Below are 23,026 nucleotides of genomic sequence, written 5' to 3' on the forward strand. Positions count from 1 at the left end.
GGGTTGTTAGGTTATTGGTATTTCTATGGATACGGTTGTACCCTTGTTTTTTATGGAATTTATATGAATAGCGCCGTTTATTTCGTTAATTCGTGAGTGCATGTTTTTTAATCCAATACCCGATTTTGCCTTTGTTACCTCGAAACCTGCACCATCGTCGATGATGGTAAGGACAATGGTTGACCCAATTAGTTTAAAATCGATGGTTACTTGTGTTGCATGGGCGTGCTTGTATATGTTGTGTAGGGTTTCTTGAATAATCCTGTAAATATGTATTTTCTTTTTGTTGGAAACTTCGTCCCAATTTATCTCGTTTGTTTGCTCTAGTTTGTAGGCAAGTTTATAAACATCGGTTTGGGTAACTACCAATGTTTTGATAATGTCGATAAAGCCTGCGCCCGAAACAAAATCGGTATTCAACTCGTGCGACACTTTTCTAATATCGTCCTCAATGGTTTTTAGTTCGCTAATATATTGGCTTCTTGTTTGTATGGCTTCCATGGTATTGTTCATGTTTAGGCTGTCCAAACTTAAACGGGCACCAAATAATCGGCCCAAAACGCCATCGTGCAGTTCTTGCGATACGCGTTTTTTCTCTAAGGTTCGGGCTTCTTCAATTTTCTCATTCTGCGAAAGCATCAAATTATAGATTTCTTCATTGGTTTCCTGTTGGGCCTGGATAAATTGTAATTCCTTATTTTTATTGCGCTGTGTAATAACCAAATATAAAAGAAAAGAAGCAATAATTAAAACCACCGAAAGGATGAAAAGCCACGAGCGTTCTTTGGCAAACTGGATATTCTCTTTTTGAATTTGGTTGGTTTCAAAACGTATTCTCGCGAATTTGTTTCGTATGTTGCGCTCGTTTTTTTGCAAACTATCGTTCAACTTTATATAGTCGTTTAAAAAGTTGATGGCAATATCGCCTTCTTCAACTTTTGAAAGGATAAAGAGCGACTTCAGTAAATCGTCGTTATGGTATTTTTCCGAAATATTTTTAGCGGTATAGGCGTAGTACTTTGCTAATTCTTTTTTACCATTTTCGTTGAAATATTCAGCTAAATGCTGATTGATGATGATGGAATTGTAACCTCTGTAATTTATGCTGTCGCTTATTCGCAATGCCTCAAAGTAAAGCTCTGGCAGCTTATCTGGCTGTTTTGTTACAAACAAGGTGTGGGCATAATTATCCAACACCAATGCATAGATACTTCGGTATTTTTTTATGAATTTTTTATCCAGTAAAATTTTATTGTAGTATTCAATGGCCAAATCGTATTTTTTTGCGCTTTTATAAACGTTGGCTATGTTATTGTTTGAAATATTGATGCTCTCAATGTTATCGCCTTTTAACCTTTCTTTAAGCTCTAGTGCTTTTTTATGGTATGAAATAGATGCTTCAAAGTTATCCAGTTCTTTAAAAATAATGCCCAAATTGTTATATACAAACGATTTTCTTTCAATTATATCGTTGGTTTCCTTTAAATCGGACAACAATGCTAACGACTCGAAGCAATTCACCTCACTTCCAACAAAATCCTTTTCATTTTTTTGCATTACGGCAATACCGTACAGCGTTAAGGCCAATTCATATTTAGCATTTATAAGCTTAAATATTTTTTCGGCATTATGGTAATAATAAAAAGCGCTATCGGTTAATGGTGTCGATTTCCTGTAATATTCGGCAATGGTATATTGGGTATTGGCAACGTATGAGGAATCTAGCTGTTTCATGTTCGCCAAGGTTTGCTTTAACGAGTCGATTTTTTTTAAATCGCTGTTTTTTTGACCAAACGCGTGGTTTAAAAACATAAAAACCAGTATAAAAACTAATTTTAATTTCAACGAGAAGGAGTATTACGGATTCCTTCAAAAGTATTTATAATTTCTTAATAAAAAAAGCTCTTTACCAACATGGTAGAGAGCTTTTATATTATCTAACAAATAATTGTTTTCTATTGGTCAATGTCACCGCCTATATAAACCGTGGTTTGTGTTTCTGGAGACGCTAATACGTCGTCTTCATTCAAGTCTTGTTTTGTGCAAGATGTTAATGCGGTAAAAAATAGTGCTACAATTAAGGTAATTTTTAGGGCTTTCATAATATTTGATTTTAAGGTTAATTATTTTTTCTTCAAAATGTTAATAAACTAATTTGTAAGACTTAAATTGAAAGTCTTGGTTTTGAGGGAAAAAAATGGATAATTAACTTTAAAATCGAACGCAACGAAGCACACAGATTTTATTACTTTTTTTGTTTTGAGGGAATATGACCTTGAGGTCAAAAAAAATGGATTAGATTCTTAAACAGCAGAGGGAAAATGCGCTTTTTAAGGATAGCAAATATAGAATAAAGCAGATTAGCTAAAGAAATATAATCGATAAAGCGCTTATTTTAATCGATAAAGTGTATTTTTATCGATTATTGAACCACTTTATACTATAAAGTGGATTTGCTTTTTATCAAACTGGTTTTTACAATTTTGGTCTTCACATCTTCTTCAACCGGTTTATTTTGAAGTCTATTGATAAGCATTTGGGCGGCCTGGGCGCCAATTTCCTTGGCGTGTTGCCTAATGGTTGTTAATTGGGGAATGGTATGGTAGGAATCGGACTTGCTGGCAAAACCAATTACCGATATATCCTTTGGCACTTTAAGCCCTAGCTTTATTGCGGTATTTATGGCTATGATACCCGAGGAACTATCGGCAGCAATAACGCCATCAATGTTCTTGTTCTTCTTAAAAAACGACATGATTTTTTTTTGCTGATCGTCTTTCTTCTTGATTTTCAAAACCATGGGCTGGTTGCCATTGTTTTCCAGAATGGCTTTGGTATAGCCGCGTTCCCTTAATTTACCAACGCTCAACCCATCGATGCTGGTTATAAATACAATGTTTTTCCGTTTTTCTTGCAACAAACTTTTAGTAGCATTGTACGTGGCATCATAATCATCTACAATCACTTTATCGCATAAAACATCATGCGCCACCCTATCAAACATCACAATAGGAAGCCCTTGGCTAATGGTTCTTTTAAAATGCTCTATTTCCTTTTTTTCTTGGGTTTCTTCAGCAACCGACAAAATAAACCCGTCCACACTGCCATTTGCCAACAACCTAAGCCCTTCCTTTTCTTGTTCCAACGACTCGTTGGAGATGCAGGTAATAATGTTATAGCCATATTTCACGGCTTCCCTTTCAATACCAAAAAGTACCTTTGCCAAAAAATGGTTTAAAATATCAGGGATAATAACACCAATGGTCTTGGTTTTGTTTTGCTTTAAGCTTAATGCCACCTTGTTGGGTTTATACTGGTATAATGCGGCCAGTTCCTTAACACGTTTAATGGTTTCCTCCCCTATTTCCTCGCTGTTGTTAAGCGCTTTAGAAACCGTGGAAATAGAAACATTCAACTCTTTTGCCAATTGTTTTAAGGTAACCATATAGTAAGGTGTATGAATAAAATTTAATGCAATTTACAAAATTACACGTATCAAATTAAGGATAAAAAATTTAGCGAAAAAAATAATTGCTTTTAACCACATACAGAACTGTTAATAAGTACCAAATTAAAATTAAGAATGGTATTTTTGCGGTTAAATATTTGCTATGGATTTTAAAAAAGTAAAACTGGTGGTAACCGATATGGATGGCACCTTGCTAAACCCAAATAACGAAGTAAGCTCGCGTTTTTTAAATCAATTTTCCGAATTAAAAAAACGGAATATCCATTTTGTGGCAGCCAGTGGGCGCCAATACCAAAGTATTGTCGATAAATTGGAGCTTATACAAGAGGATATTTCCATTATTGCTGAAAATGGCGGCATTTTGAAGTTTGATAATAATACCGATGTTTTGTTGAAGCTGTCTTCCGAAAATATTGCAAAAGCCATTGGTGCCTTGCGTAGCATTGATGCTGTTTTTATTGTTTTATGTGGGCGAAAATCGGCCTATATTGAAACCACAAACCCTGATTTTATCGCAAAATTTGAAAAATATTATTCAAAATATACCATTGTTGAAGATTTAACCACGGTTACAAACGACGACTTCTTGAAAATTGCGGTGTATCATTTTGAATGTTCAGAAAAACACATACTGCCGCATATTACAGAATTGAAAACCGATATGCAAGTTATTGTTTCAGGGCAAAATTGGTTGGATATTTCACATCGTGATGCCAATAAGGGCTATGCTTTAAACATCCTCCAAGAAAAATTGGGAATAACCAAGGAAGAAACCATGGTTTTTGGCGATTACAACAACGATTTGCAAATGTTAGTACTGGCCGATTTTAGCTATGCCATGGCCAATGCACACGCCGAAGTGAAAAAAATAGCCCGATTTGAAACCAAAAGCAATGCAGATGAAGGTGTAGAGTTTGTACTGGACCAACTTTTAAACGGCATTGCCTAACCTTACTAATCTATTTTAATGGTTCTAATAATGGCTTCAAGCTCTAGCATGTAATCGCGTTTTTCTACCGAGGGCGCAAAAGCAAAACCTTCGGCAATAACCCAACGCTTGTTTATTTTATCTTCAATGGCGTAATTGATAAAAGGCCCGCCCATAAAATCTTCCTTCAAATCCCAAATGCCTTTCGTTTCAATGGTTGGCTTGTTGTTTATAATGGTTTCAAACACAAACGGCGAATAAGCCATTTCGGTTGTCATGTACGAGGCTATTTTTTCGCCATTTGCCTTAATTTCCCCGTCTTGCCTACCCCGAATGTAAGCTTTTCCAATAGAGTCCCTTAATCGTATTATTTGGCTTGCCAAACTATCGTTTCGGGTAATGGCAGAATAAGGCACCGTGAACAACATTAAATTGGTGGTTCCGGTGGTGATATCCTTTCGTATCCAATAAAAATGATCGCTTTCTTTTGCAATTCGGTAAGCCGATGGAAATTGAATGGTGAGGCCTAATTTTTTTTCAATGGATTTATAGTTATGGGGCGATTTGCTCATTTGGCGCAATCTTTCGGCTATCTCCTCATTTCTAATGGTAGCCGTTATTTTTGAGGCATTATCGTTTAAAATACCTATAATCTCTTGTTTTGATTTTCCGGAAACCACAATCACTTTTTGGGGCTGTGCATATACGTTATTGGCTATTTCCATGCCTGCTTCCTTATTGGTTTCTATCATTAAAACGGTTCTGTTTTTGGTGGCGAACCCGGAAAATACCGATGGCGGAATTTGGTTGATGGTAAACATGGGCTCATCTTGGGGCAAGCCGTAAATGGGCGATGCCAATACGTTTCTAATGGCATCTCCTACGCTTCCGGCCCATAGTTCATTATTTATCACAACTGAAACGCTGTTAATGTTGCCCGAAGAATCTAAAAGGATTTTTTGATTGGAGGGTTTGTCTTTACAAGAAGCCATTACAAGTAATGCTACAAGCGCCAAAAGATGTGTTTTCATCTGTTTAAAAGTATTAGTTTTTACTGGTATCATGCCATACCCTATAACAGTAAAGCTTTAAAACTTTAAAGTTAAGATATTTCAGCAATTAAAATTAAATTTAAGGGAATTAACCTTTAGAAATTTTAAGTTTCATTCCCGTTCTTAATTTAGTACCACTAATATCGTTCCAATCTTTAATATTTTGGACAGAAACTCCAGGAAATTTTTGTGAGATGCTCCAAAGCGAGTCGCCACTGCGCACCACATATAGGATGGTGTTACTGGAAATGATGCTTTTTGTTGAAGACGCCACTTTGTTTCTAGCGGCAATTTGTGCATTTTTAGGATAGATGGTTAAGCGTTGCCCAATTTTAATATTATTGCTTCGCAACCCGTTCCACTTTTTAATATCGCTAACGCGAACACTGTATTTTCTTGCCACACTTCCTAAAAAATCGCCCGATCTTACTTTGTAGGTTATTTTACTATCGGGTTCAAAAAACTGTGGCAATGGTTTTTCGCGCTTGTCAAATTCTTCTTGGGCAAACGCATAAATCTGGCTTTCGTTGGTTATAAAATCGCCAATAACGGGCCTGGGCAACCTAAGGGTATAGTTTTTATCCTTTACAAAAGGAATGATATCCAATTTGTATGAAGGGTTTAAAAATTGAAGTTCTTCCATAGCAACACCTGTAAATTCTGAAACCTGATCGAGCGTAATCATCTGCTTAACATGAATGGTATCGGTTTCAAAATAGGCTACTTCTGGTTTTGGTTTTTTAAAACCGTGTTCTTCAGCATATTCAAAAATATACATGGTCGCTAAAAAGGCGGGCAAATAACCGGCTGTTTCGCGTGGTAAATGCCCCCTGATATTCCAATAGTTTTGATAACCTCCCGAGCGGCGTATGGCCTTTGTAACGTTACCGGGGCCTGAATTATAGGCTGCCAAGGCCAAATCCCAATCGCCGAAAATTTCGTAAAGTTTCGATAAATACTTTGCGGCCGCCTCGGTAGATTTTATGGGGTCGCTGCGTTCATCGACATAACTGGATACATCAAGACCGTACATTTTACCGGTACCATACATAAATTGCCATAAGCCCGTTGCGCCAACGCGCGATTTGGCCCTAGGCTTTAAAGCCGATTCCACAATGGCCAGATATTTTATTTCCAGTGGCAGATCGTGGTTGTCCAGTTCACGTTCAAAAAGCGGAAAATAAAAAGCGCTCAAATTGATAAGCCTTTGCATGGTTTCACGCCTGTTTTTCAAATACGATTTGATAACGCTTTCTAAACCAGGGTTATACTCTACGTTAAAAGGTGTTTTTGAACTTAGTTCTGCTAACCGCGATTTTAATACTTCGGTTGAAAGCTCCGGATATTCAATCTCATCAAATTTAATATCGGCTATGGCATTATAAACGGTGTCGTATAGTGAGTTACTATATAATTCTTCAAGCCATTGTTGGTCTAAATCGGCTGCATAAAAGTTGTCCTCTACTTTTTCTATTAACAGGCTATCCTTTGGGGTTTGAAATTGCTTAGAAGCAGGTTTTTTTAAACTAATTGCGGGTGCTACACCTTGTGTTTGGGAATAACATAACCCGAGGTTGAAAAGTAATATTGTAATAAAAAATCGAAAAGCCATAAAATCAATTCATTTGGTTATTGAACGATGTAACGGCTAAAATCGTATTTTTTGATTTAAAATAAAAACTAAAGTGCGTTAAAATGACTTTTTTAACGCACTTTGTGGCTTTTAATCGATAGAAACAAACGTTTTATCTTGCATTTATTCCATAATTGCAGCAATGCCGGGTAGCACAATACCTTCCAGACTTTCTAGCATGGCACCTCCACCTGTACTTACATAACTTACTTTATCCTCAAAACCAAATTGCTTTACGGCCGCAACCGAGTCGCCACCACCAACCAGTGAAAAAGCGCCATTTTTTGTAGCTTCGGCTATGGAGTTGCCCAATGCGATGGTTCCTTTTGCAAAACTTTCCATTTCAAAAACGCCCAACGGGCCATTCCAAAGAATGGTTTTACATTGCATCACCACATCGTGGAACATTTTTAATGACTTTGGTCCCGCATCAACACCTTCCCAACCATCGGGAATGTTATTAATAGCAACTACTTGCGTATTGGCATCGTTGCTAAACGCATCGGCAGCAATAACATCAACGGGAATGTGCACTTGAACATTTTTTGCTTTTGCTTTTCTCAATATTTCTAGGGCGAGTTCCTGTTTATCGTCCTCACAGATAGAATTTCCTATTTTTCCACCTTGGGCTTTGATAAATGTGAAAGACATACCGCCGCCTATAATTAAATGATCTACGGCATCTAAAATATTTTCAATAATGGTAATTTTTGAAGACACTTTTGCCCCACCAAGTACTGCCAACACGGGTTTTTCGCCATCTTTAAGTACTTTATTGATGCTTTCAATTTCCTGTGCCAATAAGAAACCAAAGCATTTGCTATTTGGGAAAAACTGTGCTACAATCGTGGTTGAAGCATGTGCACGGTGCGCGGTACCAAAAGCATCGTTTACATATATATCGCCTAGTGTTGCCAATTTTTGTGAAAATGCTTCATCACCCGCTTCTTCTTCTTTATAAAAACGCAGGTTTTCAAGCAATAAAACTTCACCGGGTTTTAGGTTTGCGGCAGCTTCTTCGGCCTTTTCGCCAATACAATCGGCAACAAATTTAACTTCAACACCTAAAACATCTTCTACTTTTTTTAAGATATGGCGCAATGAAAATTGGTCTTGAAAACCTTTTGGGCGCCCCAAGTGCGACATTAAGATACAGCTTCCGCCATCTTCTAAAATTTTGATGATGGTTGGTTTAGCCGATACGATTCGGGTATCGTCGGTTACTTCAAAGTTTTCGTTTAAAGGCACGTTGAAGTCCACACGGATTAATGCTTTTTTGTTTTTGAAATTAAAATCGTTAAGAGTTTTCATTATATACAGATATTATTTTTAAGTATTTGATTTACAAAAGTAAGTAATTAAAAATAGCTGCAAAACCTGTTTTTGCACGAAAACGATATAGCTTGAAGTTTTTTTTAACAACCATCCCTTTTGGCTTAAAACGACGCTTGCAAACAGGCGCGTTAGGGATTGCAGTGGAAATCCTTTTTAAAAAATAAAATGGGCAGTTATTAGGTTTAAAACCGAAAATGGGCAAATGGGCAGCAAGCACAGGGCAGCAAAGGCGCTTTTTAAAAAGATTGCAACGTAAAGCCCGACCTGGTTCCTGAACTTGTTTCAGGATAAAGGTAACGCCCAAATATAGGCTATTTTGTGTTTTAACATCTGCCAAAAATTGTGTAGGTTTGTTCAATGCTATTTTCTGATATTTTAGGACAGGAACACCTTAAAAACCATTTAACTCAAAGTGTTGATAATGGTAGGATTCCGCATGCGCAATTGTTTGTGGGGCCAGAAGGTAGCGGCACCTTGCCCACGGCCATAGCATACGCGCAGTATATTTTGTGCCAAAACCAAAACGGGGAAAACCGTACTGGAAATGAGGCTTGTAACCTAAAATTCAACAGTTTTTCACATCCCGATTTGCATTTTGCGTTTCCTGTAACCACGAGCGATAAGGCTAAAAGCCACCCCGTCTCTAGCAATTATTTGGAGGAATGGCGCCAACTTTTAAAAGAACAACCTTACGGCAATTTGTTTGATTGGTACAAGTTTCTTGGGGTTGATAACAAACAGGGCCAAATTGGAGTTGATGAGGCCCAGGAAATTGTAAAAGCCTTATCGTTAAAAGCTTACGAGGGCGGATATAAAGTAATGCTTATTTGGATGGCCGAAAAGATGAACACCGCCTGCGCCAACAAACTGTTGAAACTTATTGAAGAGCCGCCCAATAAAACGGTTTTTATATTGGTTGCTGAAGATGAGGAACAGATTATTGGCACCATTCGCTCGCGTTGCCAGGTGTTGACCTTTCCACCTTTGGCAGAAAACGTTATTAAGGAGGCATTGATTAAAAATTACAGCTTAGAGACCTTGGTGGCTACAAAAATAGCGCACCAAGCCAATGGTAACTACAATAAAGCTTGCGATTTGGTGTACCACGATTCTGAAGATATGCAATTTGAGGAATGGTTTATTTTCTGGATTCGGAGTGCCTTTAAAGCGAAGGGAAACAAAGCGGCGATACACGATTTAATTTCATGGAGCGATGATATATCCAAAACTGGGCGCGAAACCCAAAAGCAGTTTTTGCAGTTTTGCCTTGACTTTTTTAGGCAAGCCCTAATGCTTAACTACAACGCTAGCCCATTGGTGTATTTAGAGCCAAAAACAGATACATTTAAACTTGAAAAATTCGCCCCTTTTGTGCATGGCAACAACATTTTAGAAATAAACGACGCGCTTCAAGATGCCATTTACCATATTGAGCGCAACGGAAACTCTAAAATTATCCTTACCGATTTGTCTATTAGGTTAACGCGGTTGTTGCATAAAAAATAAGCCCACTTAAAGGCATAAAAAAACCTAAAATTAATCGTTTTAGGTTTTTTTATTTCAATTAGATAATTGCTCTATTTTTTATATTCCTTGTTTAAAGCTTCTAAAATAGTTTTTGTTAAATCGTTTTCCTCGGTGCCGTACATTACGGTTGCAGCAGCATCACTGGTGCCCAAAATAAAGGTGTAACCATTTTTTTTGCCGTAATCCTTCACGTATTTTTTTACCTTGCTAATAACAGAATCAACTTCGGTTTGGAATTCTTGTTGCAATTGTTGTTGTTCCATTTGCATTTTTTGTTGCAACATTTGCTGCTTTTGTTGCAAACCACCCATCAACTCCTGCGCTTTTGCTTGCGACGATTTTTGGGCCGTTAACTGGGTTTCTTGTACTTCAAATTGAAAAGATTTACCAATGCTATCGGCTTTTTTTCTAAAAGCTTCATCCTTTGCTTGGAATTTGGTCTCAATGTCCTTTTTCTCTTGATAATCGTTTATAACGGTGCCGTTATCTACAAATCCAATTTTTGCTTGTTTTTGGCATGCAGTAAATGCCAACATCACTACTGCAACATAAAAAATATTTTTCATCTGTTTTATTTTAATAACTCGAACAAAAGTAGTAAAGTAAACCTTAATTTAAAGTAGAATTCCGTTCGATTTTAATAGATAGTCAAAATCTATTGCAAACAACATAATTGATAGTTCATATTTATAAAAAACCACTTCATTAAAACGCTTATAATCCCTTTTAACAAAACAATGGTGTAATTGCTTATTTAATGGCTCAAAAACGCCTTAAAAGCCTTAAAATTGAATTTTAATGGTTTTTTAGAATGAAAATGAGTGAAGAAGCCTCATTGGATACCAAGGCTTTTAAATTTGAAACCAACGCAATATAAAAAGCCCTAAAAAAATGCATGGTACCCGATTTGTACTTTTCTGAAAGCAAGCTCACATAAAACGCATCAAAAAACATGGGCTTGGTTTTTATAACAATCATTGAAACTTTTGAAAATAAGTTAGAAATAGATGTTTTATTAAAATGCCATAAATGCCTAGGCACATCATAAGCAGCCCAAAACTGTCTGTAATGTTTTGCGTCAAAACTACCGTGGTTGGGTACTGCAATTATTAAAGTACCGTCTTTTTTTAATGCTTTTTTAAAAATTTGTATTTGTTGTTCCAAATTGGGCAAATGTTCCAAAACATGCCAAAGCGTGATAACATCAAAACTTTCTGGTTGAAATTTAGAAAGGGCTTCCGTATCAAAAACACGATTGCCCGTTTTATAGTTTGCAATCGTTCTAGCTTGCGCGTTGGGTTCAATACCAAAAATTTGCCATTGGTTATCTTGGGCTATTTTTAAAAAATCGCCTGTACCACAGCCTATATCTAACAGTTTTTTTTCTGAAGAGCCACAGGCGTTTATTAATTTTAGTTTTTGCGCTAATGAAAATTTTTTTACCAAATGGTAAACTTTTTCAAAAAGATTTCTTTTAGAATCGGTATGCGAAATATAATCGTCGCTTTTGTAATACTCGGGCAATTTTTCTGGCGAAGGTTGCGGGAAGGTTTCAAGAAAACCGAATGCTTTGTTTTGAATCAATTCGAAAACCTCCCCTGAAACGGAATGATCTTTTACTTTTAAACGGATATTATTTTCGGTTTTATTTGCCACTACTATTTTATTTACCGCGAATTCGCAAATTTATTTTCTGTAAGTCTGTTCTTTTATGCGCTTCGACAGACTCTGCGTTACTTGAGGACTTCATTTGCACCTTGATATTTGTACTGCTTTTAGTTGAAATTTTGACGTTCCACGTGGAACGTTTTTTAAAAACAACTTTAAAATATTTCTGTTTTTAACATGCTCAGCGCCCCATATACACTAACAAAACTGAAATATCGTTTGGCGATACGCCGCTAATTCGGGATGCTTGTGATACGGTAACCGGTTGTACTTTTTCAAGTTTTTGGCGCGCTTCAATACTCATGGATTTGATTTGTGAATAATCGAAATTGGCTGGTATTTTCACATATTCCAAACGGCTCAATTTATCGGCATTGTTCTTTTCTTTTGAAATATAACCTGAATATTTTATTTGGATTTCGGCTTGCTCAATAATTTCCGTGTCTAAATTATTTGCTTTAATATAGCCATCTACCTCATCAATTTTACGCATGTCATCAATGGTAATATTTGGTCGTGAAAAGATTTTAAACATCTTATCGGATTGTCGAATTAACGACGATTCCTTAACTTCTAAAATAGGATTTACATCTTCTGGCTTCACACTTGTTTCAGCGAAAAATTGAACAAATTTTTCTGCTGCTTCATGTTTTTCCTCCATTCTACGCAAGCGCTTTTCACTTGCCAAACCCAGCTCAAAACCTTTAGGCGTTAAACGTAAATCGGCATTATCTTGACGCAGCAAGGTTCTATATTCGGCCCTAGAAGTAAACATGCGATAGGGTTCTTCGGTACCTTTCGTAATCAAGTCATCAATTAAAACGCCTATATACGCCTCATCCCTTTTTAAAACAAATGGTTCCTTTTCTTGAACTTTTAAACTTGCGTTAATACCCGCCATCAACCCTTGCGATGCCGCTTCTTCATAACCCGTTGTACCGTTAATTTGTCCAGCAAAAAACAGCCCGACAACCAACTTGGTTTCTAAGGTATGTTTTAATTGTGTTGGTGGAAAATAATCGTATTCAATAGCATAACCAGGCCTAAAAAATTTCACGTTTTCAAAACCTACAACAGAACGCAAAGCTTTAAATTGAACATCTTCTGGCAAAGAAGTTGAAAAACCATTTACATATACTTCACAGGTATTCCAGCCTTCAGGTTCTATAAATAATTGGTGCCTATCTTTATCTGCAAAGCGATTGATTTTATCTTCTATGGAAGGACAATAACGAGGCCCTAAACTTTTAATGCGACCGTTAAACATGGGCGATCTATCAAAACCTTCACGTAGCAAATCGTGAACCAACTCGCTGGTATAGGTCATGTGGCAAGAACGCTGATGTTGCAATGGTTTGGTAATATCTAAATAAGAGAATTTCTCAGGGTTTTCATCACCGGGTTGTTCAATCATTTTTGAATAATCCAACGAACGGCCATCAACGCGTGGTGGAGTGCCGGTTTTCATTCTTCCCGATTCAAAACCTAAACTCACAAGCTGCTCCGTAATTCCTGTGGCAGCCTTTTCGCCTGCTCTACCGCCGCCAAAATTTTTATTTCCTATATGGATTAGGCCATTTAAAAAAGTACCGTTGGTTAGCACCACGGTTTTACCTTTTATCTCAACACCTAATGAGGTTTTTACGCCTACTACTTTATGCTTATCCATTAACAACCCAGACACCATTTCTTGGTAAAAGTCCAGATTTGGGGTACGTTCCAGCATCAAGCGCCAGTCTTCTGCAAAACGCATTCGGTCACTTTGCACCCTGGGGCTCCACATGGCAGGCCCTTTCGATTTATTAAGCATTTTAAACTGGATGGCCGATGTATCGGAAACAATACCGCTGTAACCACCAAGCGCATCTATTTCGCGCACAATCTGCCCTTTCGCAATACCTCCCATGGCTGGATTACAGGACATTTGAGCAATATTTTGCAGATTCATGGTAACAAGCAATGTTTTACTGCCCATATTGGCAGCAGCAGCAGCAGCTTCACTTCCTGCGTGACCAGCACCAACCACAATTACATCATACACTTCATTAAACATAGGCTAATTTTTTATTGTTCCACGTGGAACAATGGCTATTTTAAAATTTGAGTTTGCAAATATACGGCGATTTACCAAAAATCAAGCAAGTTGTTTTATATAGTGATTTTCTTTTTGTCGCATTAACAACGATTCGCTTTCAGATTTATCCTTGTATCCACAGAAATGCAGAACACCATGAACCATAACCCGATGCAATTCCTCTTGCAGAGACACATTGAAATCTTTAGCATTATCTGCTACTCTTTCAACAGATATAAAAATATCGCCTTGTATAATTTTTCCGATAGAATTATCAAAACTAATAATGTCCGTTAATGTATCATGGTTTAGATATTCAACATTCAATTTTAATAAAAAAGCATCATCACAAAAAATATAATTGATTTCATCGAGAATACAGCCTTCTTCTGAAATAACATTAATAATCCAGTTGTTTAAACGGGATTCATCGGGAAGTGAAAAATTGGTTTCGTAGTTGAAATTAATCATTGTTCTGTTTAAAATACGTTTGCACTTTGGTTTTGTAAATGGGCTGCAAAGGTAATGTTTGTTTGTTCAAGATTTCGGTGGTGTTGAAATATTGTTTTGCGTTAGGGATTTGGCTCGTTGAAGCATTGTTGAAATCATTAGTATTACTTTTAGATTCGCGTTTGCTGTCCTGACCCTGTTGAAAGCTGGCGTTTTCCAGTTTGAGCAATTGATGTTTTAAATCCAACATTTTTTGTAATGTTTGGTCTGTGAAGCCTTTGTTTAGTAAATCCAACTCTATTTGTTCCATTTTTTTTACCAGAGCATCACCCGTTGCGCTCTTGCCTTCTTTAGCGAGTTTGTCTTGCAAGGCATTGCGAAGCTCTTGTTGTTGTTGGTAAATTTGATATAATAATCCATTCAAATCTTCTTTAGTGCCTTGGTTGTTAGCATTGTTTTGATTGCCATTTTTATTGCCGTTTCCATTCTTTTCGCCTTCACCTTTCTCACCTTCCTTTTTGCCCTCTCCATCTTTAGGTTTCCCGTTATCACCTTTCTTTATGCCTTCTTCCATCATCTTGTTCAATTCTTCTTGGCTCATAATAATGTCTGGCAATTGCATGTCGCCGCTACCACCTTTACCTTTAGACATGCTAAGGTTTTCTTGCATGTTATCTAACACGTCGCTTAGGAAATTTGCCAAATTATTCGCTGCAGTTATTGTAAATTGTTGGTTTGAAATGCCCTGATATAATTGGTTTTCGGAAAAATTAGATAAGGCTTTATCTATATTATAATAAACCTCGGTGATTTGTCTATTGACTTCCTCAGATAATTTTGGTTGGCGTAGCGACAAGGCAAATAAGCTATCGTCCACATGCTCAAAATGCTCGCGTAAACTGTTTTGTTTTTTTAAAAACGAGGCAAACTTATTGTGGCTTTCTTCAACTGAGCCAAATTGTTTCATGAGTGCTTCCTGCTCGAATGAAAAAAGCAATAAATTATCGAGAATTTGCCGCAACATTTCAACATCTTCTTGCATTTGCTGACCACCGCCTTCTTGCATAGCGCGTTGCATTTGTTCGCTTAACGACTTCATTTTGCTGGCCGCTTTCTTTTGACTATTTTGGGCATTCTTTTGTAGTTGTTGCTTTTGTTGCGCATCCTGTGATTGCTCATTGTTTTTCAAAGCTTCGGTTGCTTTTTGTTGTTCTTTTTGAATATCGTTTTCCTCTAGCTTATCTTGTGGCACGCCAATAGGTTTTTTTAAGGCTGCACCTTCTTTCTTCAACGCATCTAACTGTTTTTTGAACTCTTCAAAAGCCATGTTTAACTCTTCTTGCTGATTCTTAGTGTTCTTTTCCTCCGATTGATTGGATAATTTTTCCTGCTCGTTGGCAAGTTTAGATAAATCGTCTTTAAGCTTATCTAGCTTTTTTTCAACATAAAAACGCTTTGTTAATTCTAACAACTGCTCCAAACTGCGTTTTTTGTTTTTGTTTTGTTTTGCTAACTCGTCAAGTCGTTGGGTAAGCTCCTCTTTGTTTATTTTATTTTGCAGTTTTTGTAATTCGTCCAATAATTTTTCGTCTTGTTTTAGCTTTTCCTCATTTTGTTTTAAGCGCTCTTTCAAACCTTCCTTTAGCGGATCTTCTAGTATTTCCTTTTCAAAATTCTCCAAATTATCTTTTAGCTTTTTGTTGAAATTCTTCATCAATTCATCTTGCTGCTCCTGACGTTTTAAGAACGATTCCAATTTCTTTTTATCATTAAAATTAAGCTGCGATTTTTCCTTTTGCGTTTTAGAAAGTTCTTCCAGTTGTTTATCCTGTTCATCAAACTTTTTAATGGAATTATTCAAATCTTTAATCGATTCGCTTTGTGAATTTAATTGCTTCGTCACCTCTTCCTCTTTGGTGCGTTTTCTATAACTAAAAACATCACTACGCACCGATTTATACTTATTAACTTCATCATTATCAATAACTTGAAAATATAATTCATACGAAACGCCTGCTTCAACCGTTAAATTATTAGGAAATGCGCTGATAAAATCGGCCACATTTGCATTTGAAATGGGCAACTGCTCTACTTTCTTATTGGCTTCATTATCAGTAGGATAATATACCAACTGCAACTTGCTAAATCCATAATCATCGCTTATTTGGCCATGGAAATACAGTGTTTGCAAATCGAGACTGTCCATTTTCATCTTGACATCGATAGTGGGAAATTCATCTTTCACAACACCAATGGTAAATGCTAGATTTTCATAATTTTTAAGCTGTTTGTTACTGGTGCTCAATCCGTAATTAAAATGATGATACACGCGCTTGGAAGCAGAAAAAACATTAGGTGCACCCGTATCAAAATTTACAGTATCCTTTGAAAACAAGGACACTTGGTTGGTTGCCTTGGTTTTAAGTTTCCAAGTTACTAGAGTGCCTTCGGGAACAACGGCGTTTCCGGTACTTTTAAGGATTTCATCGTTTTTCTTGGTGTAATTCGGATAATCCAAAACCATTTCAAAACCTAATAAAGAAGGCACTTCTATAACCTGCATGGTATAGGGTTTGGACCTTACTTTATTGGATATGAGCTGAAATTGGATGTTTGCTTTGGGTTTAGAAAAAACATATTCAAAAGAACCAATACCCGTTTGTTTTAAAAAATAAGTGTCGCCGTCGTACTTAATCTGCGCATTTTCAGGCACTACGTTGCCTGCGGTTTTTACTTGCAGAACAAAATCCTGGTTTTCAATGGCGTTTAAAGTTTCATTCACCACAAAAAATTGAAAAGGCGCAGGGGGTTCGTATGCCGTATTATAATGCGTTACACGCTGAAAACTTGCGCTAAACCAATTCATTTTACCAAAAAGAAATACTACTAACAATATTAAAACTGGAATGGCGGCATATTTTAAATACTGAAGATTTTTTTTGAAATTGATTGCCAAGGTGAAAGGAATGGGGCGTAGTTCGATCGATTTTTGCTCGATACTGGCCAGCAACAATTCCGATTGGTTGGTGTTTTTATGCAGTTGCAGTACGTTCAACAACTTATCGTTCACTTCCGGAAAATGGTATCCAATTAACCTTGAAGCAGTTTCATAATCAATGCCCTTTTTAAATTTGAACAATTTCGCCAAAGGCATAACAATAAACTTGATAAGCAAGCCAACTTCAACAGCAATAAACAGCCAAAACAACAGCGTTCTTGCAGTGGTATTTAGCCATAAAAGATGCTCAACAAACAAGGTAAATAAAAAATACAGCAAGCCAATGGCGAAAAACAAGATAGTGCCTTTAAGCAATTCATTAACATAATAACGTTTAATGAAGGCTTCAAGCTTTATTTGTATGTTTTTGTAATTGCTTAACATGTATTGTATTTAATCTACTAAACTACAATTTTATTTTTTACAGCGTTTATAATTATGTGTTAATTGTATCTTTGCAACAAATTTACAAAACATGGCAAACAATGTGCGCGTGCGATTTGCACCTAGCCCAACGGGGCCGCTTCATATAGGTGGTGTCCGTACGGCTTTATTCAATTATTTATTCGCTAAAAAACACAACGGTACTTTCATTTTAAGAATTGAGGACACCGACCAAAACCGCTATGTAGAAGGCGCAGAACAATACATTATTGATGCTTTAAATTGGTGTGGTATCCCTTTTGATGGAGGTATAGACAAAAATGAAAAGTTGGGCCCATACCGCCAAAGTGAACGTAAACATTTGTACAAAAAATATGCCGATATGTTAATTGAAAACGGCAACGCTTATTATGCCTTTGATACGGCCGAAGCATTGGATGCCCATCGTGCCGACCATGAAGCCAAAGGAAAAACCTTTATTTACAACTGGCACAACCGTTTAAAATTAAGCAATTCCTTATCGCTTAGCGCGGAAGAAGTGCAAGCAAAGTTGGAAGCTGGCGATGATTATGTGATTCGGTTTAAGAGTCCGCAAGACGAAACTTTGCATTTAACCGACATCATTCGAGGCGATATCAAGATAGACACCAATATTTTAGATGATAAAGTATTGTTTAAAAGCGATGGCATGCCAACTTACCATTTGGCGAATATTGTTGATGATCATTTAATGGAAATCTCGCACGTTATCCGTGGTGAAGAATGGTTGCCATCATTAGCATTGCACTACCAATTGTATGATGCTTTTGGTTGGGAAAAACCACAGTTTGCCCATTTGCCGCTTATTTTGAAACCTACCGGAAAAGGGAAATTAAGCAAACGCGATGGCGATAAACTAGGCTTCCCAGTATTTCCCCTAAAATGGACCGACCCAGTAACACAAGAAGTTTCAAGAGGCTATAAAGAAGATGGCTATTTTCCGGAAGCGATGCTGAATTTTTTGGCCTTTTTAGGTTGGAACCCAGGCACGGAACAGGAAATTTTCAATTTAGAAGAATTAATAGATGCCTTTGAATTGGAACGTGTTAATAAATCGGGGGCACGTTTCGACCCCGAGAAAATTAAGTGGTTCAACCACCACTACATGCAAGAGCAAAACGATGATGCATTGGCAGAATTGTTTAAAAGTCAATATTCCGAATTGGCTGAAATTGATGTAAATTATATAGCACTTATTGTTGGTTTAATTAAAGAACGCGCCACCTTTGTTTCCGATTTTTGGGAGTTAAGCTCCTATTTTTTTGAAGCCCCTAAAACCTACGATGAGAAAGCTTCAAAAAAAGCCTTTAAAGAAAATACAGCTTCGTTAATGACCGATTTAAAAAACATCCTTGTCCATATAGATGAGTTCACGGTTGAAGCACTTCAAAAAGACATTAAAAGTTGGATAACAGATAAGAATATTGGCTTTGGAAACGTGATGATGCCCTTACGTTTGGCGTTGGTGGGCGCTTTGCAAGGCCCCGATGTATTCGATATTATGTTTATGATTGGGAAAGCGGAAACAGTAAAACGGATTGAAACGTTGGTTTTAAGTTTATAAAATTAGCATCTTAATAAATCTTTCTAAACATAAATTCTTCATTCGTATCCACATTAAAACGAAATAACAGCTCCCAAAACCAGCATATTTTGGTTGCCTTTAAAACGCGCGCTTCCACCCGAGGTATCTAAATTTTGGGTTTCGAGTTTGTTCAATATATTGGTAAACCCATAAATGTATTGTGCTTTCAGTTTAAAATTTCTAACACCCAATGATGCGCCCACGGCCCCATTCAAATTAAATTGGGAAATATTTGAAATGTCCTTGGCCGTTAAGTTGGTGTAATTGTTAATGTAATACGTTTCATTACTGGCATCTTTTAGCTCTAGCTTGCTGTTGTATTGCAGCATGGGCCCAAGATCGATGGTAACATAATCGGGAATCACTTTAATGTGCCCCAAAAAAGCCACTTGTGCAGCAAACAATTTATAGTCAATAAAGGTGTTGTTGGTACTTACAAGCGTTGGTCTTGCGGCAATGCCAATAGAACTTTCGGAAAGTTGCATGCCAAAACTGATGTTGTACCAACGGTGCGGAATATCAACGGTTGCTGTTAATGCGCCTAAAAAGCCATCGCCTTGTTTCGTGGTGAAATTATTGGTAGAAATATCTAGTTTGGTAATAGCTCCGGTAATGCTTATTCCGTTGGTAATATGGTAATTCCCCTTTTGGGAAAAACCTTTTGTAAGGCAACAAAGCATTATAGCTACAAATAGGGTGAGTTGTGGTTTTTTCATTGTATATTTAGGGGTTCAATATACAACTATAACTTCAATTTAGTTATATATATTTTTTAACCATTATAAAATACCTATTATGAACCTTTATCTTTTCCCATTTATCCTATTAGGATTGATCATTTTGTTTTCGTCCTTTTTTACCGTAAAGCAACAAACTGCCGCTGTAATTGAGCGCTTTGGCAAGTTTTTAAGCATCCGTCATTCCGGTTTGCAATTAAAGATTCCCATTATTGATAAAGTTGCAGGTCGTTTAAGCCTAAAAATAACACAACTAGATGTAATTGTAGAGACCAAGACCAAAGACGATGTGTTTGTTAAGTTAAAAGTGTCCGTTCAGTATAAGGTTATTAAAGATAAGGTAGAAGACGCGTTTTACAAACTAGATTATCCGCACGAACAAATTACAAGTTATGTATTTGACGTAGTACGTGCCGAAGTACCAAAAATGATTTTAGATGATGTTTTCTTGAAAAAAGACGATATTGCCATTGCGGTAAAATCGGAATTAAACGATGCCATGATGGAATACGGTTACGACATCATTAAAACCCTGGTAACCGATATTGACCCAGATGCGCAAGTAAAAGAAGCCATGAACCGCATTAATGCTGCCGATAGAGAAAAAACCGCTGCCCAATACGAAGGGGATGCGGCCCGTATCTTAATAGTTGAAAAAGCAAAAGCCGAAGCCGAAAGCAAGCGTTTGCAAGGGCAAGGTATTGCCGACCAACGTCGCGAGATTGCCCGCGGTTTGGAAGAATCTGTTCAAGTATTAAACAAAGTGGGCATCAATTCACAAGAAGCATCGGCTTTAATTGTGGTAACCCAACATTATGATACCCTACAATCCGTTGGCCAGCACTCAAATAGTAATTTAATCTTACTACCTAATACGCCCCAAGCAGGCAGTAATATGCTAAACGATATGCTTGCCAGTTTCTCGGCCAGTAATCAAATTGGTGAAGCTATGAAAGAAGCCAAAGAGAAAAAGAAAAAAGAATAGGTTTTAAAAGACTCCTTTCAACTGTCGTTCAAGACATCTTAAAATGAAACAATCTGTTAATCTTTAGTATTCGATTAACAGATTGCTTTTTTTAATAACTTCATATTGCATTTTTTTGAGAGTTTTTATTTGCACTCTTGCCTATAGCTTTTGAGCATATCTTCTAGGGTTTCCAAATAATTTTCTAACGCTATCGTATCAACTCTTGTATTGTCCCCACTTGGTATTGTATTTGGGGTTTCATCTAAAAATTGATACAACTCAGGATACTTAGTTTTTATTTCTAAGGTAATATTTAATATTTCTTTAAGTAATTTATGTATTGTATCCATCATAACTTTATTGTTAAATCACTTTTAAATTACTAAAATAAAACAAGTTATAAACTGAATTTTGGTTTTTTATATATTATTTAACTTGAAAACGGATGCCGTTCTTCCCAATTCTGTTTTGGGTTCATTAAATTAAAAATCTGTTTTAACATAGCGTTCATAAAGCCATTGGTATGTTTTATATAAACCTGCATCTTTATAGCCTGGGCACCAACCGAACTTTTTATTTCCATGGCGGTCCGGGCATAAACGATGCTTGAAAATCTGTTCTCAATTCCGTATTTTGCCATATCATAAAGCATGTTCAAATACAATTGATGGCTATGTTGATGTTCAGAATCGTAACCTAAAAAATAGGTTTCAAGACGCTTGTTGTTCAGCAATAAAGTATAAAATCCAACCAGTTTATCATCCAAATAATAACCAAAAACCTTAAAGTTATCGTGCAGGCTTTCCTTTAAACAAGCAAAATGGTTTTCGGGAAGAAAAAAAGAGTTAAACTTGGCATGGTTACATACGTTTAAGTATAACCCGTGAAGCACTTGCGAATGTTCCCTTATGGCTTCCAAAGTTAATTCCTTGGCTTCAATGTTTCCCAATTTTGTTCTGGCGCGCTTGTAGCGCAATTTATATTTCTTTTGTAACGCCGAAAAATAATCATGTATGGACAACCATTCTGGTTTTACGGGCATGATCATATTGGGTTGAACCATGACTTTGTGAAGCTTATTTTTAGTGAAAAAACCACGTTCTAAATGTATGGCATCATCTTCAAAAAAATCTTTAAACATAATGGCCCTTATGGTTTTCCCCTGTTTCTTCTTGATCTCAATTTTTAATACTTCAACAGCTTCAAAAACCAATTTCAAATAACGTTCGGCCGGTATGTGCTCCTTTTGAAAAAACAATCCGTGTTGTCCGGTATGCATCAAATTACCAACTACCAAGATATTTCCTTTTAATACTTTTGAAACCGCCTCTTTGATAAACTCTTTAAAACAAGAGACTTTCGTGTTTCTGAACATATTCTTTAAATAGAGCTGAACACGTTGCAAAATGGCAATACCCACCAATGTTGCTCCATTAAAAATACCAACATAAAAAAGCTGGATGTTATTGGGTGCGGCATGTTCCAAACACCTTAAATAATTTTTTTGGAGGAACATATCGTGTGCCACAAGAGCATCCCAAGTTTTAGGAAGCGCTTCAACGGTATGGTAAATTTGATATGAATTCAATGTAGAAATAAAAAAGACCGAAGTTAAAACACTTCAGTCTTCATTTTAGTTAAAAGTTTACAAAATATTATTTCCAAGCACAAATAATGGCGCCCATGATGCCTAAGGTAAAAATCCAATACCCGGCATTAATGAAGATGTATTTGGCGCTTTTACGTTCAAACAAAGCGTTGATGCCTATTATGGGCAAAGCCATAAAAATACCGGCCATAACGCCGTGCAAAGCACCGTGCTTTAGGGTTCGATAGGCTTCGGAATAATCGAGCATAAAAGCTTCGTAAGAAGGCAGTGCTTTTGAGGCATCGCCACCTACCAAACTCAATGCGCCCATTTGATGGATAACCAATGCAGGCATTGCAAATGCCAACATAAACGCTAACAAAAGTGAGACTATAAAAATTTTAGCCATGTTTCCGCCTTTTAATTGGGACTCGGTTAAGCCCGCAGCATGCATCCAAGCAGTACCAAAAACTTTGGGGTGGTACCAAATAAAGCCTATGGCCAGAGCCAAAACTGCCGCAACCAAAACGGCATAGATATTTAAAAAATCCATAAAAACGTTAGTTAATGTTAGTGATTAAAAGTAATTAAA

At 36.8% G+C, this 23,026-nt stretch carries 20 protein-coding genes; 4 read left to right on the forward strand and 16 right to left on the reverse strand.

Features of this window, described 5'->3' with window-relative positions; translation table 11 throughout:
- Nucleotides 1–6 precede the first annotated feature (6 nt).
- The 3 genes from GQO80_RS10350 to GQO80_RS10360 all read right to left on the reverse strand — a co-directional run bounded on the left by GQO80_RS10350 (nucleotide 7) and on the right by GQO80_RS10360 (nucleotide 3,445).
- Nucleotides 7–1,734 carry an ATP-binding protein gene (locus GQO80_RS10350; protein ID WP_198037764.1) on the reverse strand — a complete coding sequence of 576 codons (1,728 nt, stop codon included), beginning with the start codon at nucleotides 1,732–1,734 and terminating at the stop codon, nucleotides 7–9.
- A 221-nt stretch (nucleotides 1,735–1,955) separates the two neighbouring features.
- Nucleotides 1,956–2,102, reverse strand: a complete 147-nt coding sequence (locus GQO80_RS10355; protein WP_157208290.1) for a hypothetical protein — start codon at nucleotides 2,100–2,102, stop codon at nucleotides 1,956–1,958.
- Between the two features lie 338 nt (nucleotides 2,103–2,440).
- Entirely contained in the window at nucleotides 2,441–3,445 is a 1,005-nt protein-coding gene (locus tag GQO80_RS10360) for a LacI family DNA-binding transcriptional regulator (RefSeq protein WP_157208291.1), read from the reverse strand.
- Between the two features lie 166 nt (nucleotides 3,446–3,611).
- Here GQO80_RS10360 and GQO80_RS10365 point away from each other — a divergent pair, with 166 nt between their 5' ends.
- Nucleotides 3,612–4,418 (forward strand): HAD family hydrolase, encoded by an 807-nt coding sequence (locus GQO80_RS10365; protein WP_157208292.1) that lies wholly within the window; start codon nucleotides 3,612–3,614, stop codon nucleotides 4,416–4,418.
- Between the two features lie 5 nt (nucleotides 4,419–4,423).
- Here the strand turns inward: GQO80_RS10365 and GQO80_RS10370 are convergent, their stop codons facing one another.
- The 4 genes from GQO80_RS10370 to GQO80_RS10385 form a co-directional block, all read right to left on the reverse strand.
- On the reverse strand, nucleotides 4,424–5,428 hold the full coding sequence (locus GQO80_RS10370) for a DUF4837 family protein (protein ID WP_157208293.1): 1,005 nt from the start codon (nucleotides 5,426–5,428) through the stop codon (nucleotides 4,424–4,426).
- A 109-nt stretch (nucleotides 5,429–5,537) separates the two neighbouring features.
- Entirely contained in the window at nucleotides 5,538–7,061 is a 1,524-nt protein-coding gene (locus GQO80_RS10375; RefSeq protein ID WP_157208294.1) for a lytic transglycosylase domain-containing protein, read from the reverse strand.
- A 144-nt stretch (nucleotides 7,062–7,205) separates the two neighbouring features.
- Nucleotides 7,206–8,393 carry a phosphoglycerate kinase gene (locus tag GQO80_RS10380; protein ID WP_157208295.1) on the reverse strand — a complete coding sequence of 396 codons (1,188 nt, stop codon included), beginning with the start codon at nucleotides 8,391–8,393 and terminating at the stop codon, nucleotides 7,206–7,208.
- Nucleotides 8,394–8,424: 31 nt separating this feature from the next.
- Nucleotides 8,425–8,754 (reverse strand): hypothetical protein, encoded by a 330-nt coding sequence (locus tag GQO80_RS10385; RefSeq protein WP_157208296.1) that lies wholly within the window; start codon nucleotides 8,752–8,754, stop codon nucleotides 8,425–8,427.
- Between the two features lie 20 nt (nucleotides 8,755–8,774).
- Here GQO80_RS10385 and GQO80_RS10390 point away from each other — a divergent pair, with 20 nt between their 5' ends.
- Nucleotides 8,775–9,923 (forward strand): DNA polymerase III subunit, encoded by a 1,149-nt coding sequence (locus GQO80_RS10390; RefSeq protein WP_157208297.1) that lies wholly within the window; start codon nucleotides 8,775–8,777, stop codon nucleotides 9,921–9,923.
- Between the two features lie 71 nt (nucleotides 9,924–9,994).
- Here the strand turns inward: GQO80_RS10390 and GQO80_RS10395 are convergent, their stop codons facing one another.
- The 5 genes from GQO80_RS10395 to GQO80_RS10415 all read right to left on the reverse strand — a co-directional run bounded on the left by GQO80_RS10395 (nucleotide 9,995) and on the right by GQO80_RS10415 (nucleotide 17,518).
- Nucleotides 9,995–10,510, reverse strand: coding sequence for an OmpH family outer membrane protein (locus GQO80_RS10395; protein ID WP_157208298.1), 516 nt, complete (start codon nucleotides 10,508–10,510; stop codon nucleotides 9,995–9,997).
- A gap of 229 nt (nucleotides 10,511–10,739) precedes the next feature.
- The gene (locus tag GQO80_RS10400) at nucleotides 10,740–11,600 is read right to left on the reverse strand and encodes a class I SAM-dependent methyltransferase (protein ID WP_157208299.1); all 861 of its coding nucleotides are present in this window, start codon (nucleotides 11,598–11,600) and stop codon (nucleotides 10,740–10,742) included.
- A gap of 193 nt (nucleotides 11,601–11,793) precedes the next feature.
- Nucleotides 11,794–13,665 carry a tRNA uridine-5-carboxymethylaminomethyl(34) synthesis enzyme MnmG gene (gene mnmG, locus GQO80_RS10405; RefSeq protein ID WP_157208300.1) on the reverse strand — a complete coding sequence of 624 codons (1,872 nt, stop codon included), beginning with the start codon at nucleotides 13,663–13,665 and terminating at the stop codon, nucleotides 11,794–11,796.
- Between the two features lie 81 nt (nucleotides 13,666–13,746).
- Nucleotides 13,747–14,157, reverse strand: a complete 411-nt coding sequence (gene ybeY, locus GQO80_RS10410; RefSeq protein WP_157208301.1) for an rRNA maturation RNase YbeY — start codon at nucleotides 14,155–14,157, stop codon at nucleotides 13,747–13,749.
- Nucleotides 14,150–17,518, reverse strand: coding sequence for a DUF4175 family protein (locus tag GQO80_RS10415; RefSeq protein WP_157208302.1), 3,369 nt, complete (start codon nucleotides 17,516–17,518; stop codon nucleotides 14,150–14,152). Before GQO80_RS10415 ends, ybeY begins: the two co-directional genes overlap by 8 nt.
- A 91-nt stretch (nucleotides 17,519–17,609) precedes the next feature.
- Between GQO80_RS10415 and gltX the strand changes: the two genes are divergently transcribed.
- Nucleotides 17,610–19,121, forward strand: a complete 1,512-nt coding sequence (gene gltX, locus GQO80_RS10420) for a glutamate--tRNA ligase (RefSeq protein ID WP_157208303.1) — start codon at nucleotides 17,610–17,612, stop codon at nucleotides 19,119–19,121.
- Nucleotides 19,122–19,174: 53 nt separating this feature from the next.
- On the opposite strand, the gene GQO80_RS10425 is transcribed toward gltX, so the two are convergent.
- Nucleotides 19,175–19,858, reverse strand: coding sequence for a hypothetical protein (locus GQO80_RS10425; protein ID WP_157208304.1), 684 nt, complete (start codon nucleotides 19,856–19,858; stop codon nucleotides 19,175–19,177).
- A gap of 79 nt (nucleotides 19,859–19,937) precedes the next feature.
- On the opposite strand from GQO80_RS10425, the gene GQO80_RS10430 reads away from it, so the two are divergent.
- Nucleotides 19,938–20,864 (forward strand): SPFH domain-containing protein, encoded by a 927-nt coding sequence (locus tag GQO80_RS10430; RefSeq protein WP_157208305.1) that lies wholly within the window; start codon nucleotides 19,938–19,940, stop codon nucleotides 20,862–20,864.
- A 125-nt stretch (nucleotides 20,865–20,989) separates the two neighbouring features.
- Here GQO80_RS10430 and GQO80_RS10435 read toward each other — a convergent pair whose 3' ends face one another.
- The 3 genes from GQO80_RS10435 to GQO80_RS10445 form a co-directional block, all read right to left on the reverse strand.
- The gene (locus tag GQO80_RS10435; protein ID WP_198037765.1) at nucleotides 20,990–21,199 is read right to left on the reverse strand and encodes a hypothetical protein; all 210 of its coding nucleotides are present in this window, start codon (nucleotides 21,197–21,199) and stop codon (nucleotides 20,990–20,992) included.
- A 77-nt stretch (nucleotides 21,200–21,276) separates the two neighbouring features.
- On the reverse strand, nucleotides 21,277–22,434 hold the full coding sequence (locus GQO80_RS10440) for a GNAT family N-acetyltransferase (RefSeq protein ID WP_232333156.1): 1,158 nt from the start codon (nucleotides 22,432–22,434) through the stop codon (nucleotides 21,277–21,279).
- Between the two features lie 67 nt (nucleotides 22,435–22,501).
- On the reverse strand, nucleotides 22,502–22,987 hold the full coding sequence (locus GQO80_RS10445; protein WP_157208306.1) for a DUF1761 domain-containing protein: 486 nt from the start codon (nucleotides 22,985–22,987) through the stop codon (nucleotides 22,502–22,504).
- Between the last annotated feature and the right edge of the window lie 39 nt (nucleotides 22,988–23,026).

This window comes from Mariniflexile maritimum (assembly GCF_009746565.1).
GTDB lineage: Bacteria > Bacteroidota > Bacteroidia > Flavobacteriales > Flavobacteriaceae > Mariniflexile > Mariniflexile maritimum.

Coding starts and splice junctions, on each gene's coding strand:
- GQO80_RS10350 (WP_198037764.1), bottom strand. CDS start 1,734: ATGAAACAGCTAGATTCCTCATACGTTGCCAATACCCAATATACCATT.
- GQO80_RS10355 (WP_157208290.1), bottom strand. CDS start 2,102: ATGAAAGCCCTAAAAATTACCTTAATTGTAGCACTATTTTTTACCGCA.
- GQO80_RS10360 (WP_157208291.1), bottom strand. CDS start 3,445: ATGGTTACCTTAAAACAATTGGCAAAAGAGTTGAATGTTTCTATTTCC.
- GQO80_RS10365 (WP_157208292.1), top strand. CDS start 3,612: ATGGATTTTAAAAAAGTAAAACTGGTGGTAACCGATATGGATGGCACC.
- GQO80_RS10370 (WP_157208293.1), bottom strand. CDS start 5,428: ATGAAAACACATCTTTTGGCGCTTGTAGCATTACTTGTAATGGCTTCT.
- GQO80_RS10375 (WP_157208294.1), bottom strand. CDS start 7,061: ATGGCTTTTCGATTTTTTATTACAATATTACTTTTCAACCTCGGGTTA.
- GQO80_RS10380 (WP_157208295.1), bottom strand. CDS start 8,393: ATGAAAACTCTTAACGATTTTAATTTCAAAAACAAAAAAGCATTAATC.
- GQO80_RS10390 (WP_157208297.1), top strand. CDS start 8,775: ATGCTATTTTCTGATATTTTAGGACAGGAACACCTTAAAAACCATTTA.
- GQO80_RS10395 (WP_157208298.1), bottom strand. CDS start 10,510: ATGAAAAATATTTTTTATGTTGCAGTAGTGATGTTGGCATTTACTGCA.
- mnmG (WP_157208300.1), bottom strand. CDS start 13,665: ATGTTTAATGAAGTGTATGATGTAATTGTGGTTGGTGCTGGTCACGCA.
- ybeY (WP_157208301.1), bottom strand. CDS start 14,157: ATGATTAATTTCAACTACGAAACCAATTTTTCACTTCCCGATGAATCC.
- GQO80_RS10415 (WP_157208302.1), bottom strand. CDS start 17,518: ATGTTAAGCAATTACAAAAACATACAAATAAAGCTTGAAGCCTTCATT.
- gltX (WP_157208303.1), top strand. CDS start 17,610: ATGGCAAACAATGTGCGCGTGCGATTTGCACCTAGCCCAACGGGGCCG.
- GQO80_RS10425 (WP_157208304.1), bottom strand. CDS start 19,858: ATGAAAAAACCACAACTCACCCTATTTGTAGCTATAATGCTTTGTTGC.
- GQO80_RS10430 (WP_157208305.1), top strand. CDS start 19,938: ATGAACCTTTATCTTTTCCCATTTATCCTATTAGGATTGATCATTTTG.
- GQO80_RS10435 (WP_198037765.1), bottom strand. CDS start 21,199: ATGATGGATACAATACATAAATTACTTAAAGAAATATTAAATATTACC.
- GQO80_RS10445 (WP_157208306.1), bottom strand. CDS start 22,987: ATGGATTTTTTAAATATCTATGCCGTTTTGGTTGCGGCAGTTTTGGCT.